We start from the raw sequence: 18843 nt of genomic DNA on the forward strand, positions 1-18843 counted from the left end.
TTACCGCCCTTCAATTCTACCACCCCATCGCCGCAAGCATGGCGGAAGCGCCGCGCTCGGCTTCGTTCGCGCGATCGCGCATCATCGCGAAGAGCTCGCGGCCGGTGCCCATCGCGGGCGGGGGTGCGATGCAATGTTCGCGTGCTTCCCATTCGGCCGGATCGACCAGGGCGATAAGCTCGCCTTCCTGCGCGCAGACGCGGATAATGTCGCCATCGCGGACTTTGCCGAGCGGACCGCCGCCCAGTGCCTCGGGGCTGGAATGGATCGCGCACGGCACCTTGCCCGATGCGCCCGACATGCGGCCATCGGTGACGAGGGCAACGCGAAACCCGCGATTCTGAAGCACGCCGAGTGGCGGCGTCAGCTTGTGCAGTTCGGGCATGCCGTTGGCGCGCGGCCCCTGGAAACGCACCACGACGACCACGTCGCGATCGAGCTCACCTGCCTTGAACGCGTCCTGCACTTCCTGCTGAGTGGAAAAGACCCGCGCCGGTGCTTCGATCGTCCAGCGGTCCCGATCGACCGCGCTGACCTTGATGCAGGCGCGGCCGAGATTGCCGGCAAGGATGCGAAAGCCGCCCTCTGCGGAGAAAGGATCGATTGCGGGCCGGACGATCGTGTCGTCCTTGCTCGCGCCCGGATCAACCCAGGACAGGGTGTCGCTGTTGAGCGTTGCGGTCTTGCCGTAGTCGGTCAGGTCGTGACCGGCGACAGTCTTGATGTCACGATGAAGCAGTCCGGCATCGAGCAGTTCGCGAATGACATAAGGCATGCCGCCGGCATCCTCGAAGCCGTTCACGTCGGCCGAGCCATTGGGATAGACTCGCGCGATCAGCGGGATCGAGCGCGACAGGCGGTCGAAATCATCCCAGTCGATCACGATGCCCGCACAGGCGGCGATCGCCGGCAGGTGGATCAAATGGTTGGTCGAACCGCCCGTCGCGAGCAAGCCGATCGCGGCGTTGACGATCGCCTTTTCATCGACGCATTCGCCAAGCGGGCGATAATCTTCACCGGCCCAGCCGATCTTGGCCAGTTGATGGACCGCGCCGCGCGTCAGTTCCTGGCGCAGCTTGGTACCCGGATTGACGAACGCGGCGCCGGGCATGTGCAGGCCCATCATTTCCATCATCATCTGATTGGAATTGGCGGTGCCGTAAAAGGTGCAGGTGCCCTTGCCATGATAGGCAGCGATCTCCGATTCGAGCAGTTGCTCGCGGGTCGCCTTGCCCTCGGCATAAAGCTCGCGGACCTGTGCTTTCACCTTGTTGGCGATGCCCGAGCGCATCGGCCCGGCCGGGATCAGGATCATCGGCAGATGGCCGAAGCGCAACGCGCCCATCAGCAATCCGGGCACGATCTTGTCGCAAATGCCGAGCAAGGCTGCGCCCTCGAACATGCCGTGGCTCAGCGCGATTGCAGTGCTCATCGCGATCGTGTCGCGGCTGAACAGCGACAAGTCCATGCCGGGATAGCCTTGCGTCACGCCGTCGCACATCGCCGGCACGCCGCCTGCGACCTGCGCCGTTGCACCAGCTTCGCGCGCCCATATCTTCATCTGCTCTGGGTAACGATAATAGGGCGCGTGCGCCGAGAGCATGTCGTTGTATGCGGTGACGATGCCGATATTCATGCCGCCGCCGGCCTTCATCGCGTCGCGATCCTCGTCGGTACCGGCATAACCGTGCGCGAGGTTGGCGCAGCCGAGCATCGGGCGATGAACGCTATTGTCGCGCTCATGCCGGATCAGCGCGAGATAGGCGTCACGGGTCGGTCTCGATCGCTCGATGATCCGATCCGTGACGGCAGAGACGGCGGCATGGAGCGTCATTCGGCGTCGGGGCTCCAGTGAATGTCGACCGGCAATTCGGCGTCGGCGAGCACGCGGCCGATCGGATAGGGCGAGGACGGGCCTTGCTTGATCGCCTGTTCGATGATCTTGCGTTTGGCGCTGCCGGTCACCGCAAGCGTCAGGGCACGGGCCGAGACGATCGCGGCGAGGCTCAGCGATACGCGCGGGACGGGCGCCTCGGGCGGCATCGGATCGGGCATGACGCCGAGCGCACGGCGTTCGCGCGGACCCGACAATGCTTCCTCATAATCGGGGCCCGGGAAGATCGACGCGGTATGGCCATCGGCGCCGACGCCAAGCAGGCACAGGTCGAGCGGCCAGTGATGGTCGCCGAGGCGCGAATCGGCTGCGCGCCCGGCCGCCTTATAATCCGCAGCGGCTTCGCTGATGATCGGGATGACTCGCGCACCCTTGGGGATGAAGACCTTGCCGATCGCGGTGATGTTGGACAGTGGATCGCCAAGCGGCACGATGCGTTCGTCGGTCGGGATGATCGTGACCCGCTTCCAGTCGATCTTACTCGCGGCAAGCTTGGCGTAGATCGGCAGCGGGGTCTTGCCGCCAGGCAATGCGATGACGCACGCCCCGCGGGCATCGATCGCGCTTTCGATCACGAATGCGATATCGCCAGCGACCGCGTCCGCCATCTCGTCGGCGTCATCGTAATCCCACCATTCGATCTCTTCGCTCATCTGTCTTCTCGCAATTTTGAATGTTGAACCGCTCGTGCCGAGCGGCGGTTGAATCGGCTGATCACTTAGTCATCCTGCCAGGTGACGCCATCGCGTTCGGTCAGCGCGATTGCCGCCGACGGGCCCCAACTGCCCGAGGCATATGATTTCGGTTTCGTGCCATTGGCATCCCAGCCGGCGCGGATCGCATCGATCCATTGCCACTGCGCCTCGACCTCGTCGCGACGCACGAACAAGGTCGGGTCGCCTTCGATCAAATCAAGCAGCAGCCGTTCATAAGCGATGCGCCGCCGCGTTCCGGCAAAGGCGCTATCGAGGCTGAGATCGAGCGGCACTTCGCGCAAGCGGATGCCGTCGCGGTCGAGTCCGGGCTCCTTGGCCATCACCAGCAGCCGAACATATTCCTCCGGCTGCAACCGGATGATCAGCATGTTGGGCTGAAGCAAGCCGCCCCGGTCGCCGAACATCGAATGCGGCACCGCCTTGAACTGGATCGCTATCTCCGAGCGACGGGCGGGCATGCGCTTGCCGGTGCGCAGGTAAAAGGGCACGCCCTGCCAGCGCCAATTATCGACATGCGCCTTGATCGCGACGAAGGTTTCGGTGTTCGACGGCTTGCCCAGTTCATCGGCATAGCTTTTGACGATCTCGCCATTGACCGCGCCCGCGCCATATTGGCCGGTGACGGTCAAATGCGGCACATCGGCTGGCGCCATCTGGCGCAGCGAACGGAATACCTTGGCCTTTTCGTCGCGGACCGAAGTACCGTCGAAGCGGGCAGGGGGTTCCATCGCGATCAGCGCAAGAAGCTGCAGCATATGGTTCTGCACCATGTCGCGCAGCGCTCCGGCGGTCTCGTAATAGCCCGCGCGATCCTCCAGCCCGACCGTTTCGGCGATGGTGATCTGGACATTGTCAATGCCGCGCGCATTCCATACCGGCTCGAAGAAGCTGTTGCCGAAACGCAGCGCGAGGATGTTCTGGACGGTTTCCTTGCCGAGATAATGGTCGATGCGGAACGTGCGGTCTTCAGGGAAGGCGGTGGCCACCGTGTCGTTGATCTCACGGCTGCTTTCCAGGTCGTAACCAAGCGGCTTTTCGAGTCCGATCCGAACGGTTTCCCCGGCCAGGCCGGCGCCGGCAAGTCCCTTGATCACCGGTTCGAACAGCGACGGCGCGGTCGACAGGAAGATGGCGAGGCCGCTGGAGACATCGCCGACCTTCTTCGCCAGATCCTTGTAATGCGCCATGTCGGTCGCATCGAGCGGCTGGTAGCCGAGCCGCTCGAGGAACGACTTCATCGCCTTCTCGTCCTTGCGGTCGGCGGGCAGGAATTCGTCGAGCGCGCCCTTCGCAAACTTACGGAAGCTGGCATCGTCATGCTCGGAGCGCGCCGTGCCGGTGATCGTCAGCTCTTCCGGCAACAATCCGTCGGCATGCAGGCCATAGAGCGACGGCAACAGCATGCGCTGCGCCAGATCGCCGGTCGCACCGAACAGGAGCAGCTTGGCCACTGGATTGCGCATGATCTCTTCCTTGGTTCGACGTGCCGCGCGGTACCGTGCGATACGCGCGCGGACAATCTGAATAGGTGTGCGTTAGACAGTCAGCCCGGCGATTGGGTCGAATCCTGCCATGATGTTCAGATTCTGCACCGCCGCACCCGCCGCTCCCTTGCCGAGATTGTCGAGCGTCGCGATCAGCCGCGCCTGACCGGTGTCGGGATTGCCGCACACGCGGAGCGTGAGTCGGTCGGTGCCCGCATCCGCCTCGATCGCTATCGTGTCGGTGTCGCCCTCGGCGATGCGGATCAGCGCACAGTCACGATAAGCCTCGCTGAGCACCGCCTCGCACACATGCAGGCTCGGCCGTCGCGGAAACGCGTGAAGCGGCAGCGGTACTTCGACGATCATCCCGCGATAGGTATTGGCGACCGAGGGCATGAAGATCGGCGCATGTTCGAGCCGCGCATGTTTCTGCATCTCGGGTACATGCTTATGGGCAAGACCAAGTGCATAGGCGCGAGCGGCGGGCGGCGGATTGCTGCCCTCATATTCGGCGATCATCGACTTGCCGCCACCGGAATAGCCCGACACGGCATTGACCGTGATCGGCCAGTCGACCGGCACCAGACCCATGCGCACCAGCGGACGCACCAGCGCAAGGAACCCGGTCGGATAACAGCCGGGATTGCTCACCCGCATCGCTTCGGCGATCGCCGCGGTCTGACCGGGTTCGAGCTCGGGGAAACCGTAGGACCAGCCCTCCGCCGTGCGAAATGCGGTCGATGCATCGATCACGCGGGTTCGGTCATTGGTGATCAGCGCCACCGCTTCGCGCGCGGCGTCGTCGGGCAAGCAGAGGATGACGAAATCGGCATCGTTCAGCGCTTCGGCCCGCGCGGTCGCGTCCTTGCGCCGTGCATCGTCAATCTCGATGATGGCGATATCGGCGCGACTGGCGAGCCGCTCGCGAATCTCGAGGCCAGTGGTGCCGGCGGCGCCGTCGATGAACAGGCTGACAGTCATGACGCGAGCGAGGTCAGGCGACCGGCGTCGAGATAGCCGACCAGTCCATGTGCGGGCGAGATGCCCCAAGCATTGCCACCGGAGAATTCGAGTACTTCGAAAATCTCGTCCGTCTTCAGGATCGCGACCGTATCCGAGCCCGGGGAAGATTCCGCCCGCAGAATCGTCTCGCCCTCAACGATCATGGCGAGGGGCGCGGCATAGTGCGGCGCGAAGACGAGTTCCGCGAGGCGAATATCGGCGATATCGCGACGGACAGCATTGGTACGCGGGTCGAGTCTGGTCGACGGCCCGGTCAGTGCGAACCTTCTACGCGCTGGCCCGGCGGGCGGCGGGTTGCTCGGCATCGCCGAGGAATTGCCCGAACTCTTCAAGAAACTCTGCCCCTTCACTGGTCTTGGCGACGAAAATGTTGCGCTTGTCGCTATCGTCGCGCTGGCGGCGCAGATAGCCCAGCGCACCGAGCCTGTTCAAGGCGCGTGTGACGACCGGTTTAGATACATTCAGCACTCGGGCAAGCCCACGCACCGTATGGGGCCCCGGTTTGAGATAGACGACAAGCAACAAAGCCATTTGTCGATTGGTCAGATCGGGTTCGCCGGATCGTACATAATCGACCAGCGCCTGCATCCAGGAGCCGAGGGAGGAGCCGGCGGGCGCGGACGCGCCGGGGGAACGTTCAAGCATGGTGGCCACAATAGAATTCCACGTTACGCAATGTCGGGGACAGCGACATCAATCCCCATAACGCCCGCGAACGCGGCTGGTTTCAGTGCGGATGCGAAATGTTCATCTTAGCCGCCGAGCCGTTTCCCTGGTGCGATGGTTGATCGGCGGTGGTTGATCGAGCGGGCCACGTCGCCTATGTGGCCGCTTTCCCCATTCAAAGATCGCGCAACCCACCACATGTTCACTTTCATCCTCGTCGTTCACGCCATCATCGCCGCCCTGCTGGTCGGCGTCATTCTGGTGCAGAAGTCGGAGGGTGGTGGTCTGACGACGGGCGGCAGCCCGTCGGGCCTGATGTCGGCACGCGGCGCGGCGGATTTTCTCACTCATGCGACGGCCACGCTCGCGGCGGTGTTCGTCGCATTGAGCATCGTGCTCGCGATCATGGCATCGACTCGCCAGACGCTGACGATCGATCCGTCGCTCGCCCGCAGCGCGCCGGTCGCTCCGGCTGCGGCGCCACCGCCGGCTGCGGATGCGGCGACCGCCGCTGCGCTTGCGGCGAATGTCACGGCACCAGCGAGCAACAACACGGTTCCGCTCGCCCAATAATCACGTCGCGATCCGCACCTCGTCGGATTTTTAACAGTATTTCGGAGTCGCGCGCTTGTCGTGCGGCCCATAACGACGCTAGGCCTTTGCTCCCATGGCGCGGTTTATTTTTATCACCGGCGGCGTGGTCTCCTCGCTCGGCAAAGGTCTCATGGCAGCGAGCCTCGCGGCTCTCCTGCAGGCACGCGGCTATCGCGTGCGTATCCGCAAATTCGATCCCTATCTGAACGTCGATCCCGGTACGATGTCGCCTTATCAGCATGGCGAAGTCTATGTGACCGACGACGGCGCGGAGACCGATCTCGACCTTGGCCATTACGAGCGCTTTACCGGCGTGCCGTCGCGTCAGTCGGACAATGTCACCTCAGGGCGAATCTATCAGCAGATCATCGCACGGGAACGGCGCGGCGATTACCTCGGCGCGACAGTGCAGGTCATCCCGCACGTCACCGACGCGATCAAGGAGTTCGCCCAGGCGCACACCGACGATGTCGATTTCGTGCTGTGCGAAATCGGCGGCACCGTGGGCGATATCGAATCGCTGCCCTTTATCGAGGCGATTCGCCAGTTAAGGAACGACCTTGGCCGGGATCAGTCGGTCAGCATCCACGTCACTCTGGTGCCCTACATCGCCGCCGCGGGCGAGTTGAAGACCAAGCCGACCCAGCATTCGGTGCGTGAGCTTGCCGCACTCGGAGTCCAGCCCGACATTCTGGTGTGCCGCTGCGAACAGCCGTTGCCAGCCAGCGATCGCGCCAAGATATCGCTGTTCTGCAACGTGCCGCAGGCCGCCGTCATCCCAGCGCTCGATGCGAAGAGCATTTATGCCGTGCCGATGCAGTATCATGCCGAGGGGCTCGATTCGGAAGTGCTGCGCGCGTTCGGCATCGAGCCGGGCGAAGCGCCCAAGCTCGACCGCTGGATCGACATCGTCGACCGGCTGGAGAATCCCGAAGGCGAGGTCACGATCGGCGTGGTCGGCAAATATGTCGGCCTGCCGGACGCCTATAAATCGCTCAACGAGGCGCTGGTCCATGGCGGCATCGCCAACCGGGTCAAGGTCAACATCCAGTGGATCGACGCCGAATTGTTCGAGCAGACCGACAGCGACATCGCGGCCAAGCTCGAACCACTTCATGCGATCCTCGTGCCCGGCGCGTTCGGCGAGCGTGGCGCCGAAGGCAAGATTGCCAGCGTGCGTTTTGCGCGCGAGCGCCGCGTGCCCTATTTCGGCATCTGTTTCGGCATGCAGATGGCCTGCATCGAGGGCGCGCGCGACCTGGGCGGCATCCCCGACGCGTCATCGACCGAATTCGGCCCGACCGACGAGCCGGTGGTCGGCATGATCACCGAATGGATGACCGCCGACGGCATCCAGAAGCGCGAAGCGGGCGGCGATCTGGGCGGCACGATGCGGCTCGGCGCTTATCCTGCAAAACTGGCCGGTAACAGCGTGGTCGCCTCGATCTATGGCGGGGACGATATCAGCGAGCGCCATCGCCACCGTTACGAGGTCAACACCGGCTATCGCGACACGCTCGAAAAGGGCGGCCTGGTCTTTTCGGGCATGTCACCCGACGGCACGCTGCCCGAGATCGTCGAGCGGCCCGACCATCCCTGGTTTATCGGTGTTCAGTTCCATCCCGAATTGAAGAGCAAGCCGTTCGATCCGCATCCCCTGTTCGCCAGTTTCGTCGAAGCGGCGGTCAAGCAGAGCCGGCTGGTCTGAATCCGGTTTTCTCCCTGTTGCTCGACAACAGGGAGAGTGGATCAACTCAGCTCTCATGCAACGGTTGCACAACCGTTGCGTATGTCGCCGCGCGTCGTTGCACCTGCCGGCGCGTGCACCCCGACGCTAATTCATGCTTACCACGCCGGCCAATCGAGGAACGGCGATCAGGATCGCGGATCCGTCTTAGCGACGATCCGTACCGTTTTGGATTGGAAGGATTTATCATGAAGACAATTTTCATTGCGACAGCATTTAGCTCGCTATTGTTCGCCACCGCACCTTTGTCCGCCCGAGTGGACGGCCCCAAGGATCTGCGAGACGCCGACCGGGGTTGCCCGACCGCCGTGCGCAGCGGCGGAGCAAAGGTGAAGCTGTTCGACGGTACGACCGGTCCCGAACGTGCGGCACCGGGCGCGGCGCTGCCTGGTGGTAAGATGGCAACGGAAGGGCGCCCGCCCCGCTCACAGACCACGAACAATCTCAAGCAGGTAGGGCTGGCAAATAACTGCGAGCAATAAGGCTCGGCAAAATTCGCTTCGACGCAGGGGGCGAACGCTCTCCTGATTGATGAAGCAGTCCAACTGCACGGCCCTTTTCCCAAAGCGGGGAAGGGCCGTTTGCATTTGGCGATCCTGTTTCGACGATAAGAAAGAGCGAGCCGGCTAGCTCCGGTAAGAGACTGGCATGACCACAGCCTGCGCGATGATTGAATCACGGCGCGCGACGGAGCAGGGAGATATGGCACACCGGGAGCGTTCCATTTCTCATGCTGCGATTTCATGAGAAATTGAGAATAATCCGAAATATCTCAGTCGTTTAATGACTAAATAGACCGACGTGGGCGGTAACGTGATTTGGGGAGATATGGAACATCAAACCAGCGCGAAGTCGATCGCGCATTGGCCCGCCGAATGTCATTTTCCATATGTCTCCGGTCTGACTTTGCCGGGCGGTCTCCGCTCGGCATGAAATGAAATCGGACCAAATGCGCGCTGATTATGGATCGATCTGGGAGTGGATGACACCGTGCGGCGCTCATTTGGGTCGCTTCATCGATGGAGCTCAAGGCAAAAAGCGCGGATTTCCGTTGGCGTGAAGTTCAACTTTAGGCGGGGCAAGAACGCAGCGGGTCGAACTCCCAGCAAAATAGTGGAGTTTAAGTGAGTCTCTAGGGGGAATCATTAATGCTCGCTCACACTCTTTCCGCTTTGTTGGCTTCGACCGCGATTGCACAAACGACTCCGGAACCCGTTGCTCCGCCGCCTGTCACGCCGACCCTGGCCGTTCCCGGTACGCAAGAGCGTGACGAAGAGGATGTTCAGCGCAGCTCGGTCGCGTCCGACATCATCGTCACCGCACGCCGTCGCGCGGAAGCGGTGCAGGATGTGCCGATCGCGATCTCGGTGGTCGGCGTCAAGGAACTGGACAGCACCGGCAGCTTCAACGTGCAGCGGCTTCAACAGCTTCAGCCGACGCTGCAATTCTATTCGTCGAACCCGCGCAATTCGTCGGTCAACATCCGCGGGCTTGGCGCGCCGCTCGGCCTGACCAATGACGGAATCGACCAGGGGGTCGGTGTCTATATCGACCAGGTCTATTTCAGCCGCGTCGCGGTTGCCACGCTCGATTTCCTCGACGTGCAGCAGGTCGAGACGCTGCGCGGTCCGCAGGGTACGCTTTATGGCAAGAACACGGTGGCCGGCGCGATCAACATCACGTCGAAGCCGCCAAGCTTCGATTTCGAGGGACGCGCCGAAGTCACCGCCGGCAACCTTTCGTTCAAACAGGCCAAGGCGTCGGTTTCGGGCCCGATCAGTGACACGCTCGCTGTGCGTCTCGGTCTTTCGACCACCAGCCGGCGCGGCACGATCTTCAATGTCGCGACGGGCACCTATGTCAACGCGCAGGATAATATCGGCGTTCGCGGTGCATTGCTGTGGAAGGCAACCGACAGCCTCAACCTGACCTTGTCGGGCGATTATAATCGTCAGGACCCGGCGTGCTGCGCGCAGATCTTCGTTCGGACCGGCACGACGCAGCGCGCGCTAAACCGTCAATACGATGCATTGTCGGCCGCGCTGAACTATGTCGTGCCGAGCCGCAATCCGTTCGACCGCGTGACCGATGTCGATGCCGAACTGAACGCGAAGAACGTGCTTGGCGGCGTGTCGCTGCGCGGCGAGCTGGAACTGGGTTCCGGAACATTGACCTCGGTCACGGCATGGCGTTTCTGGGACTGGGGGCCGAAGAACGATCGCGATTTCACCGGCCTGCCGATTACTACCTTGTCGCAGAACCCGACCAAGCAGAATCAGTACACGCAGGAATTCCGCTATGCCGGGAAGGGCAGCGGTTTCGACTATGTCCTTGGCGTCTTCGGTTTCTATCAGGACATCCATACCACCGGGACCCAGCGGCAAGGATCGGCGGCGAGCCGTTGGCTGATCAGCCCGACCGTGCGCGATACGACGGCACCCGGTAGTCCCTTCCTGTATCTCGACCCGACCGTGCTCGACGGCCTGACCGCAGAAAACGATATTCGCCTGAAAAACTTCAGTGGTGCGGTGTTCGGCAAGCTCAACTGGGATCTGACCGATAAATTCACGATCTCGCCCGGCGTCCGCGTCAACTATGACAACAAGATCGGCAGCTACGTCAGCATCGTGAGGGATGCGCAGGGGAATCTCGTTCCCGCAACTGGTGGAAATCCGCGCCAGATTGAACAGCGCACAGCGATTCAGCCACAGGCATTCAGGGACGAAACTTATAAGGCCTGGAACCTCACCTATGATCTGACAGCGTCATACAAAGCGACGCGCGATATCCTGTTCTACGCAACCTATGCGCACACGTTCAAATCGGGCGGCCTGAACCTCAACGGGGTGCCAGTCGTGGGTGGCGTCGCTCAGACTCAGTTCGCCCAGATCAAGCCAGAAAAGGTCGATCATTTCGAACTTGGTCTGAAATCGCAGTTCTGGGATCGCAGAGCGACACTCAACCTCACCGCCTACTGGACCCAGATCAAGGATTATCAGGCGATCGTGAATGACAGCTCGACCTCTGCGTTGCGCGGGTACCTGGCCAATGCGAACAAAGTGCGGGTGCGTGGTATCGAGGCTGACTTCTCCATCCGCCCAACGGCGCGGTTCAACTTCTATGCGAACGGCGCCTATACCGATCCAAAATATATCGACTTCAAGAATGCACCTTGCCCGCCTGAACTCTCGGGTGGCGGCAGCGGCGCGGTGATCGGTGCGCCGGGCGCGCCGGGCACCAACAGTCCGCTGGTCTGCAACATTTCGGGCCAGTTGCTGCCCGGCATTTCGAAATGGGCTTTCTCCTATGGCGGGGAGTATAACGTTCCGGCAAAACTGTTTGGACTTGATGGCGAAGCGTATCTGGCGGCCGATGCCAATTCGCGGACCACATTCTCGTCCAATGCCTCGCGCTCGATCTATACCGATATCAACGGCTACACCCTCGCGAACTTCCGCGTCGGATATCGCACCGACGACTTCAATGTCTTCGGTTGGGTGCGGAACGCCTTTGATGCAAAGTATTTCGAATTGCTCGCGACCACGCCGGGCAACACCGGCCTGATCGCCGGCAACCCTGGCGATCCACGCACTTACGGGCTGACGGTCAGCGCCTCATTCTAAGCATCGATGACCCTCTCCCGCTTGCGGGAGGGGGTTTTCTATTGGCCTGTCGCGGCCATGGCGGCGGCCGCGTCGACGTCAAAGGCGGCCCGGAAGCTGGCTCTTCGTCGCTATGACGCTGTCGATCTGGAATGTCGCGCCGATGCGCACCGGAGCCGCAAGGCCCTGAAATGTCAAACGCCCGGACCGTTTCCAGCCCGGGCGCCTGCGTGACGATCGCTCGTCAGCCCCCTTGTCCCGCCCTCGCTGCACACCCTTTTGAGGCGGAGCTGAAAGCATTCCCCGAACCACGGCCGTTGCCTGTGTGTCAGTGTCGGAAGTGCTAGGATCGGCAGTGCGGTTTGTCACCGGGATTATGACCATTGTGGTTCGATTGCGGCCACCCTGTGGCGATTGCGCAACAGGGGCTTTTGGTTGCACACGACGCAAGCCCAACGTAGAGCGACAGCCTCCTTCCTCGGCTGGCATCACCGACACCCATGATATTGTCACGCTACGAACGCATGATCGCGCGGCGCTACCTCCTGCCGGGCAGGGGCGAGGCGTTCATCTTCCTTGTCGCCGGCATCAGCCTGGTCGCGGTGATGCTTGGCGTCGCCGCCCTGGTCATCGTCATGAGCGTGATGAATGGCTTTCGCGCCGAGCTGTTCGACAAGATCGTCGGGCTGAACGGTCATGCGGTGGTGCAGGGAGTCGGCGGAAGGCTGCCCGACTGGCGCGAGATCGTGAAAAACGCGCAGGCGACGCCCGGCGTGACCAGCGCTACGCCGATGATCGAACAGCCGCTGATGACCACGTACAACGGGCGGGTCGAAGGTGTGCTGGTGCGCGGCATGCGGGTCGAGGACATCCTCGGCAACCCAACGATCCGCAGCAAGGTGGTGATGGGATCGCTGAGCAATTTGAAACAGGGCAGCGGCAAGATTGCGATCGGATCGCGGCTGGCCGAAGCGCTCGGCGCGCAGGTCGGCAGCGAAATTTCGCTGATCAGTCCGCAAGGACCGACCACGCCTTTCGGCACCGTGCCGCGAATCGTATCCTACACTGTCGGCGCGATCTTCGAAATCGGCGTGTATGATTACGACAAGGCCTATGTGATCATGCCGCTGGCGGACGCGCAGACATTGCTCCTGCTCGGTGATAATGTGGGGATGGTCGAGATCCAGACCCAGGATGCCGACCGCGTCGGCACAATCCTGGCGCCGCTTGCCGACAAGATCGGGGGCAGGGCGGTGGTCGCCGACTGGCGCCAGTTGAACGCACAATTGTTCGAGGCGCTGGCGGTCGAACGCGTGGCGATGTTCACCGTGCTGTCGATCATCATCCTTGTCGCGGTGTTCAACATATTGTCGTCGCTGATCATGCTGGTACGCGCCAAGACGCGCGACATCGCGATTCTGCGCACGATGGGCGCGTCGCGCGGCGGGCTGATGCGGATCTTCATGGTGGTCGGTACGACGATTGGCGCACTTGGTGTGCTTGCCGGCCTGATCCTTGGTTTCGTCTTCCTCTATTACCGGCAGGGCGTGGTGAATTTCGTACAGTTCCTCACCGGGCAGAATCTGTGGGATCCGGCGATCCGCTTCCTGACCGAACTGCCGTCCAAGACCGATCCGGTCGAGATCGTCGTGATCGCGCTGATGGCGCTGGTGTTCAGCTTCCTTGCGACGCTCTATCCCGCATTCAAGGCGGCGAGCACCGATCCGGTACAGGTATTGCGTTATGAGTGAGCCCGTTCTGGCCGTAAAAGGTCTGGTCCGCAGCTTTACGCAGGGCGACGTCACGATCGAAGTATTGCGCGGCGTCGACCTGACCGTGGGCAAGGGCGAGATCGTCGCGTTGCTCGGCCCATCCGGATCGGGCAAATCCACGCTGTTGCAGGCGATCGGACTGCTCGAGGGCGGGTTCGGCGGATCGATCCGGATCGCCGGCAGCGAAGCGGCGAAGCTCGATGCGCATGGCCGCACGCTGGTGCGCCGCGACTATCTCGGTTTCATCTATCAATTCCATCATTTGCTGCCGGATTTCAACGCAGCCGAGAATGTCGTCCTGCCGCAATTGATCCGCGACAAGACTCGCGCCGAGGCCGATGAGCGCGCCGCCTCGCTGCTCACTGCGCTCGGTCTCGGCGAGCGGTTGACGCACCGACCGAGCCAATTGTCGGGCGGCGAGCAGCAGCGCGTCGCCGTCGCCCGCGCGCTCGCCAACCGGCCTGCGCTGGTGCTCGCTGATGAGCCGACCGGTAATCTCGACGAGGCCACCGCCGACATCGTTCTTGCCGAGTTCCTCCGCCTCGTCCGTCACGAAGGGTCGGCGGCGCTGGTCGCGACCCATAACGAGCGGATGGCGCTGAAGATGGACCGGGTTGTGCGACTGCATGAGGGGCGGCTGGGGTGAGCCTGTGGCGCGAAACGCCGGTGCTGGTCGGACGGCATGTGACGCTTCGTCCGTTCGTCGAGCAGGATAGCGACGCCCTGGTCGAGGCGATCGCCGACGATCTGTCCGATCTGTTCTACACCGTCGTCCCGAATGCCGTGACGATCCACGCCTGGATGGCAAAACTGAGGAATGAGCGCAAGGCCGGCCGGGCGATGCCGTTCGCCGTGCTCGATGGCGAGGGCAAGCTTGCCGGGACTACGCGTTTCATGCGGATGAGCGCGGCGCATTCGCGGGTGGAGATCGGCGGCACGCTCTATGCCCGGCGCGTGCAACGGACCGGGCTCAATACCGAGGCGAAGCGGCTGCTGCTCGCCCATGCGTTCGATGAGCTTGGTTGCTCGTGCGTCCAGTTGCGCACCGACTGGCTCAACAAGCGCTCGCAACGCGCGATCGAGCGGTTGGGCGCGAAGCAGGACGGCGTGCTGCGCAATCATATGATCATGCCGGATGGCCATTTGCGTGATACCGTCGTCTATTCGATCACCGCGACCGAATGGCCGGGCGTTCGCGCCAATCTCGACCATCTGTTGGCGCGACATGAAGGGGAAAAGCGATGACCGCGATCACCGAGATGAGCGTCAGGGCGGCGGACGGCAGCAGCGCCGACCTGGCTGCCTATGCCGGCAAAGTGCTATTGATCGTCAACACTGCCTCCAAATGCGGCTTTACGCCGCAATATGAGGGGCTTGAGGCGCTACACCGCAAATATGCCGATCGCGGGTTCGAGGTGCTCGGTTTTCCGTGCAACCAGTTCGGCGGTCAGGAGCCGGGCGATGCGGCGGAGATCGCGAATTTCTGCACGCTGACCTATGACGTGACTTTCCCGGTGTTCGCCAAGATCGACGTCAATGGATCCGACGCCGATCCATTGTTCCAGAAGCTGCGCTCGGACGCGCCGGGCCTGCTCGGATCGACCGGCATCAAGTGGAATTTCACCAAGTTCCTGGTCGATCGCGAAGGCAAGACGATCGCGCGCTATGCCCCGACGACCAAGCCCGAGGATATCGAGGCGGATATCGAGAAGCTGCTTTAAGCCGGTTCGGCGGGTGGCCGGGCGATGCGACAGTGTTATCGATCGTTTTGCCCACAGGTTTCGCCGCCTCGGCGCTTCCCTTGAAGCGCTAGTGTCCGCATAACGGGCCCATGCCTCATTCCGCGTTCGTACCCTTACGTATCTTCTCGTCGTACACGATGCTCGACGGTGCGATCGAACCCAAGGCGATCGCCAAACGCGCCCAGGAACTGGGTTTTCCGGCAGCCGCACTGACCGATCGTAACGGCCTTTATGCCGCGATGGCGTTTTCCGACGCCGCGAAGGGCGCGGGCGTGCAGCCGATCATCGGCGCGATGCTCGGGGTGGCGCGGCCCGATATGCCCGAGGGCGTCGAGGCGCCGCTCGACTGGCTCGCGCTTTATGCGCAGGACGAGGCAGGGTATCAGAATATCTGCGCGCTGGTTTCGATGGCGCATCTAGATCGCCCGATCGAGCAGGCGCCGCATGTCGATTTCGCGACGCTTGAGGGGCGCACCGACGGCGTGATCGCGCTGACGGCGGGGCGAGAGGGCGGCCTGACGCGACTGCTCGCCGAAGGACAGGATGATCGCGCGCGCGCTTATGTCGATCGACTACAGTCGCTGTTCCGCGACCGGCTCTATATCGAACTGACGCGGCGGCTCGACGAGACTGAGGGCAGGGCGGAGCCGGGCTTGCTCGACCTGGCCTATGAACGCGATCTGCCGCTGGTCGCGACCAATCCGTGCTGCTTCGCCGACGAGGATTTCAGCGAGGCGCATGACGCGATGCTGTGCATCGCCAATTCGACTTATATCGCCAGCGACGATCGCCCGCGCAGTTCGCCCGACGCCTGGATGAAGCCGGCCAAGGACATGCGCATGCTGTTCGCCGATTTGCCCGAGGCAATTGCGAACACCCTTGTGGTCGCGCAACGCTGTGCCGTGGCGGCGCCGGCACGCAAGCCGATCCTGCCAAGTCTTGCCGGCGACCGCGATGCCGAGTCCGAGGCACTGCGCGCCGATGCACGGGCCGGGCTCGACATGCGGCTGCGGCGGATCGCCGAACTCCAGAACCTGCCGTTCGCGAGCGACACGTCCGACGACTGGACCATTCCCTATCGCGAGCGGCTGGAATTCGAGCTCGACGTCATCATCCAGATGGGTTTTCCCGGCTATTTCCTGATCGTCGCGGACTTCATCAAATGGGCCAAGGATCATGACATTCCGGTTGGCCCGGGCCGTGGTTCGGGCGCGGGCTCGGTGGTCGCCTGGGCGCTGACCATCACCGATCTCGACCCGATGAAGCTTGGTTTGCTGTTCGAACGCTTCCTCAACCCGGAACGCGTGTCGATGCCCGATTTCGACATCGATTTTTGCGAAACCCGGCGTGAGGAGGTGATCCGTTACGTCCAGCAGAAATACGGTGCGGATCATGTGGCGCAGATCATCACCTTCGGCCGGTTGAAAGCGCGCGCGGTGCTCAAGGACACGGGCCGCGTGCTTCAGATGAGCTATGGCCAGGTCGACCGGCTGGCCAAGCTGGTGCCCAACCATCCGACCGACCCCTGGACGCTCGACCGCGCGCTCAACGGCGTTTCCGAACTGGCGCAGGAATATCGCAACAATGACGGGGTCAAGCATCTGCTCGACCTGGCGATGAAGTTGGAAGGGCTGCCGCGGCACAGCTCGACCCATGCCGCCGGCGTGGTGATCGGCGACCGTCCGCTCAATCAGCTTGTACCACTTTATCGCGACCCGCGCTCGGACATGCCGGTCACACAGTTCGATATGAAATATGTCGAAGCGGCCGGTCTGGTGAAGTTCGATTTTCTTGGTCTGAAGACGCTATCTGTTCTCAAGAAGGCGGTCCAACTTCTTGCAAAGCGTGGGATAAGTATCGACCTGGATGCGCTGCAATGGGATGATGAAGGCGTCTATAAGCTGCTCCAGAAGGGCGACACCGTTGGTGTGTTCCAGCTCGAGTCCGAAGGCATGCGGCGCACGCTGGCGGCGGTCCGGCCGTCCAATTTCGGCGACATCATCGCGCTCGTGTCGCTTTATCGTCCGGGCCCGATGGACAATATTCCGAGCTTCGGCGCACGCAAGAACGGGCGCGAGCCGATCACCTATCCGCACCCGCTGCTCGAACAGATATTGTCCGAAACCTATGGCATCTTCGTCTATCAGGAACAGGTGATGCAGGCCGCGCAGGTGCTGGCCGGCTATAGCCTGGGGCAGGCCGATCTGTTGCGCCGTGCGATGGGCAAGAAGATCAAGAAGGAGATGGACGACCAGCGCGCCGGGTTCGTCGAGGGCTGCATGACGGTGAACAAGATCGCCGCGCCCAAGGCGAACGAGCTGTTCGACTTGATCGACAAATTCGCCGGGTACGGCTTCAACAAGTCGCACGCCGCCGCCTATGCACTGCTCGCCTATCAAACCGCCTGGCTGAAGGCGCATCATCCGCACGACTTCTTCGCCGCGTCGATGTGCTACGATCTGCACCTCACCGACAAGCTGGCCATCTTTGCCGACGATATGCGGCGCATGGGCGTCAAGTGCCACGCGCCGTGCGTCAATGAGAGCGAGGCCGAGTTCAGCGTCGAATATGACGATGACGGCCTCGCCGTGCGCTACGCGCTCGCCGCGCTGAAGGGCGTGGGCGAGGGCGCGATGGAGAAACTGGTCGACGAACGCACCGCCAATGGGCCGTTCGAGACGCTCGACGATTTTGCGCGCCGTGTCGATCCGCGACTGCTCAACAAGCGTCAGCTCGAAGGTCTGGCGGGGGCGGGGGCGTTCGATACGATCGATCTCAACCGCGCGGGCATCTTCGCCACCGCCGAAACGCTGCTGGCGACCGCAGCGCGGACGCAGGAGATGAAGACCAGCGGGCAGGGCGGGCTGTTTGGCGAGGGAGAGGCGCAGGAACCGGCAATCAAGCTGCCGCTCAGCGCGCGCTGGACGCTGGCGCAGCGCATGGAGCAGGAGAAGGAGGCGTTTGGTTATTACTTCTCCGCGCATCCGGTCGATCGTCATTCGCACCTCGCCAAGGCGCATGGCGCGCGCAGCTATGTCGCGCTCGGCGACCTCGCCATCCCCGATGACGGCAGCCGCGCCGGCGCGACGATGGCGGCGTTGGTCGAGGATGCGCGTTGGCGCACATCCGCCAAGGGGCGCCGTTACCTGATGGCGACGCTGTCCGACCCGTCCGGCCAGTTCGTTGCGACCTGTTTCGACGATCTTGTTGCAGCGGATCTCGAAGAAGCGGCGCGCAATGGCGGATGCGGTATCCTGACGGTCGAACTGGATCGCCGGCCGGGCGAGGAGTCGCCCCGCGTCACGATCAAACGCATTCAGCCGTTCGAGGCGCTGGCCAACAATGCACGCTTCGTGGTCGAGGCTGCGGTGGCCACGCCCGAGGCGATTCTGGCGCTTGCCGAATTGCTGTCCGAACATCGCGGCGCGCGCGGGCAAGTATGGGTCAGGGCAGCACTTCCCGGCGGCGGCAGCGCCCGTGTCTTGCTTGGCCGCGACTTCCTGCTCGACGGCGAGCTTGCGGGACGCATCGAGACCCTGCAGGATGTCAGCGATGTGGAGCTGAGAACCTCAGAAACGAGGCTCGCTCTGGTTGGTTGACGAG

General features: G+C 62.6%; 15 protein-coding genes. 9 read left to right on the forward strand and 6 right to left on the reverse strand.

Translation table 11 applies throughout. The annotated features are described in order from the left end of the window. Positions 1-16 precede the first annotated feature (16 nt). The 6 genes from edd to G4G27_RS07490 all read right to left on the reverse strand — a co-directional run bounded on the left by edd (position 17) and on the right by G4G27_RS07490 (position 5705). Positions 17-1834, reverse strand: coding sequence for a phosphogluconate dehydratase (gene edd / locus G4G27_RS07465; RefSeq protein ID WP_183112744.1), 1818 nt, complete (start codon positions 1832-1834; stop codon positions 17-19). Next, complete coding sequence (pgl, locus tag G4G27_RS07470; RefSeq protein ID WP_183112745.1) at positions 1831-2547, reverse strand: 6-phosphogluconolactonase; 717 nt, start codon at positions 2545-2547, stop codon at positions 1831-1833. Before pgl ends, edd begins: the two co-directional genes overlap by 4 nt. Positions 2548-2612: 65 nt before the next feature. Beyond that, on the reverse strand, positions 2613-4073 hold the full coding sequence (gene zwf / locus G4G27_RS07475) for a glucose-6-phosphate dehydrogenase (RefSeq protein ID WP_183112746.1): 1461 nt from the start codon (positions 4071-4073) through the stop codon (positions 2613-2615). Between the two features lie 72 nt (positions 4074-4145). Continuing rightward, positions 4146-5075 carry an N-acetyl-gamma-glutamyl-phosphate reductase gene (argC, locus tag G4G27_RS07480; protein WP_183112747.1) on the reverse strand — a complete coding sequence of 310 codons (930 nt, stop codon included), beginning with the start codon at positions 5073-5075 and terminating at the stop codon, positions 4146-4148. Then, positions 5072-5422: an SH3 domain-containing protein gene (locus G4G27_RS07485; protein WP_345940673.1), complete on the reverse strand. Its 351-nt coding sequence runs from the start codon at positions 5420-5422 to the stop codon at positions 5072-5074. Before G4G27_RS07485 ends, argC begins: the two co-directional genes overlap by 4 nt. Next, complete coding sequence (locus G4G27_RS07490; protein ID WP_183113677.1) at positions 5385-5705, reverse strand: MarR family transcriptional regulator; 321 nt, start codon at positions 5703-5705, stop codon at positions 5385-5387. The genes G4G27_RS07485 and G4G27_RS07490 overlap by 38 nt, the downstream gene beginning before the upstream one ends. Before the next feature lie 276 nt (positions 5706-5981). Here G4G27_RS07490 and secG point away from each other — a divergent pair, with 276 nt between their 5' ends. From secG to dnaE, 9 genes are all read left to right on the forward strand, one after another. Beyond that, positions 5982-6356, forward strand: a complete 375-nt coding sequence (gene secG, locus G4G27_RS07495) for a preprotein translocase subunit SecG (RefSeq protein ID WP_183112748.1) — start codon at positions 5982-5984, stop codon at positions 6354-6356. Between the two features lie 94 nt (positions 6357-6450). After that, positions 6451-8085 (forward strand): CTP synthase, encoded by a 1635-nt coding sequence (locus G4G27_RS07500; protein ID WP_183112749.1) that lies wholly within the window; start codon positions 6451-6453, stop codon positions 8083-8085. A gap of 227 nt (positions 8086-8312) precedes the next feature. Then, on the forward strand, positions 8313-8606 hold the full coding sequence (locus G4G27_RS07505) for a hypothetical protein (RefSeq protein WP_183112750.1): 294 nt from the start codon (positions 8313-8315) through the stop codon (positions 8604-8606). 666 nt (positions 8607-9272) lie between these two features. Continuing rightward, positions 9273-11747, forward strand: a complete 2475-nt coding sequence (locus tag G4G27_RS07510; protein ID WP_183112751.1) for a TonB-dependent receptor — start codon at positions 9273-9275, stop codon at positions 11745-11747. A gap of 479 nt (positions 11748-12226) precedes the next feature. Continuing rightward, a complete protein-coding gene (locus tag G4G27_RS07515; protein WP_183112752.1) occupies positions 12227-13477 on the forward strand; it encodes a lipoprotein-releasing ABC transporter permease subunit in 1251 nt (416 codons plus the stop codon). Beyond that, positions 13470-14144 (forward strand): ABC transporter ATP-binding protein, encoded by a 675-nt coding sequence (locus G4G27_RS07520; RefSeq protein ID WP_183112753.1) that lies wholly within the window; start codon positions 13470-13472, stop codon positions 14142-14144. The genes G4G27_RS07515 and G4G27_RS07520 overlap by 8 nt, the downstream gene beginning before the upstream one ends. Further along, entirely contained in the window at positions 14141-14743 is a 603-nt protein-coding gene (locus G4G27_RS07525; protein WP_183112754.1) for a GNAT family protein, read from the forward strand. The genes G4G27_RS07520 and G4G27_RS07525 overlap by 4 nt, the downstream gene beginning before the upstream one ends. Then, on the forward strand, positions 14740-15219 hold the full coding sequence (locus G4G27_RS07530) for a glutathione peroxidase (protein ID WP_183112755.1): 480 nt from the start codon (positions 14740-14742) through the stop codon (positions 15217-15219). Before G4G27_RS07525 ends, G4G27_RS07530 begins: the two co-directional genes overlap by 4 nt. A 110-nt stretch (positions 15220-15329) precedes the next feature. Then, entirely contained in the window at positions 15330-18839 is a 3510-nt protein-coding gene (dnaE, locus tag G4G27_RS07535) for a DNA polymerase III subunit alpha (RefSeq protein ID WP_183112756.1), read from the forward strand. Positions 18840-18843: the final 4 nt, after the last annotated feature.

The organism is Sphingomonas sp. So64.6b, assembly GCF_014171475.1.
GTDB classification, from domain to species: domain Bacteria; phylum Pseudomonadota; class Alphaproteobacteria; order Sphingomonadales; family Sphingomonadaceae; genus Sphingomonas; species Sphingomonas alpina_A.

Coding starts and splice junctions, on each gene's coding strand:
- secG (WP_183112748.1), top strand. CDS start 5,982: ATGTTCACTTTCATCCTCGTCGTTCACGCCATCATCGCCGCCCTGCTG.
- argC (WP_183112747.1), bottom strand. CDS start 5,075: ATGACTGTCAGCCTGTTCATCGACGGCGCCGCCGGCACCACTGGCCTC.
- G4G27_RS07500 (WP_183112749.1), top strand. CDS start 6,451: ATGGCGCGGTTTATTTTTATCACCGGCGGCGTGGTCTCCTCGCTCGGC.
- dnaE (WP_183112756.1), top strand. CDS start 15,330: ATGCCTCATTCCGCGTTCGTACCCTTACGTATCTTCTCGTCGTACACG.
- G4G27_RS07485 (WP_345940673.1), bottom strand. CDS start 5,422: ATGCCGAGCAACCCGCCGCCCGCCGGGCCAGCGCGTAGAAGGTTCGCA.
- pgl (WP_183112745.1), bottom strand. CDS start 2,547: ATGAGCGAAGAGATCGAATGGTGGGATTACGATGACGCCGACGAGATG.
- G4G27_RS07505 (WP_183112750.1), top strand. CDS start 8,313: ATGAAGACAATTTTCATTGCGACAGCATTTAGCTCGCTATTGTTCGCC.
- G4G27_RS07520 (WP_183112753.1), top strand. CDS start 13,470: ATGAGTGAGCCCGTTCTGGCCGTAAAAGGTCTGGTCCGCAGCTTTACG.
- edd (WP_183112744.1), bottom strand. CDS start 1,834: ATGACGCTCCATGCCGCCGTCTCTGCCGTCACGGATCGGATCATCGAG.
- G4G27_RS07515 (WP_183112752.1), top strand. CDS start 12,227: ATGATATTGTCACGCTACGAACGCATGATCGCGCGGCGCTACCTCCTG.
- G4G27_RS07510 (WP_183112751.1), top strand. CDS start 9,273: ATGCTCGCTCACACTCTTTCCGCTTTGTTGGCTTCGACCGCGATTGCA.
- G4G27_RS07530 (WP_183112755.1), top strand. CDS start 14,740: ATGACCGCGATCACCGAGATGAGCGTCAGGGCGGCGGACGGCAGCAGC.
- G4G27_RS07490 (WP_183113677.1), bottom strand. CDS start 5,705: ATGCAGGCGCTGGTCGATTATGTACGATCCGGCGAACCCGATCTGACC.
- zwf (WP_183112746.1), bottom strand. CDS start 4,073: ATGCGCAATCCAGTGGCCAAGCTGCTCCTGTTCGGTGCGACCGGCGAT.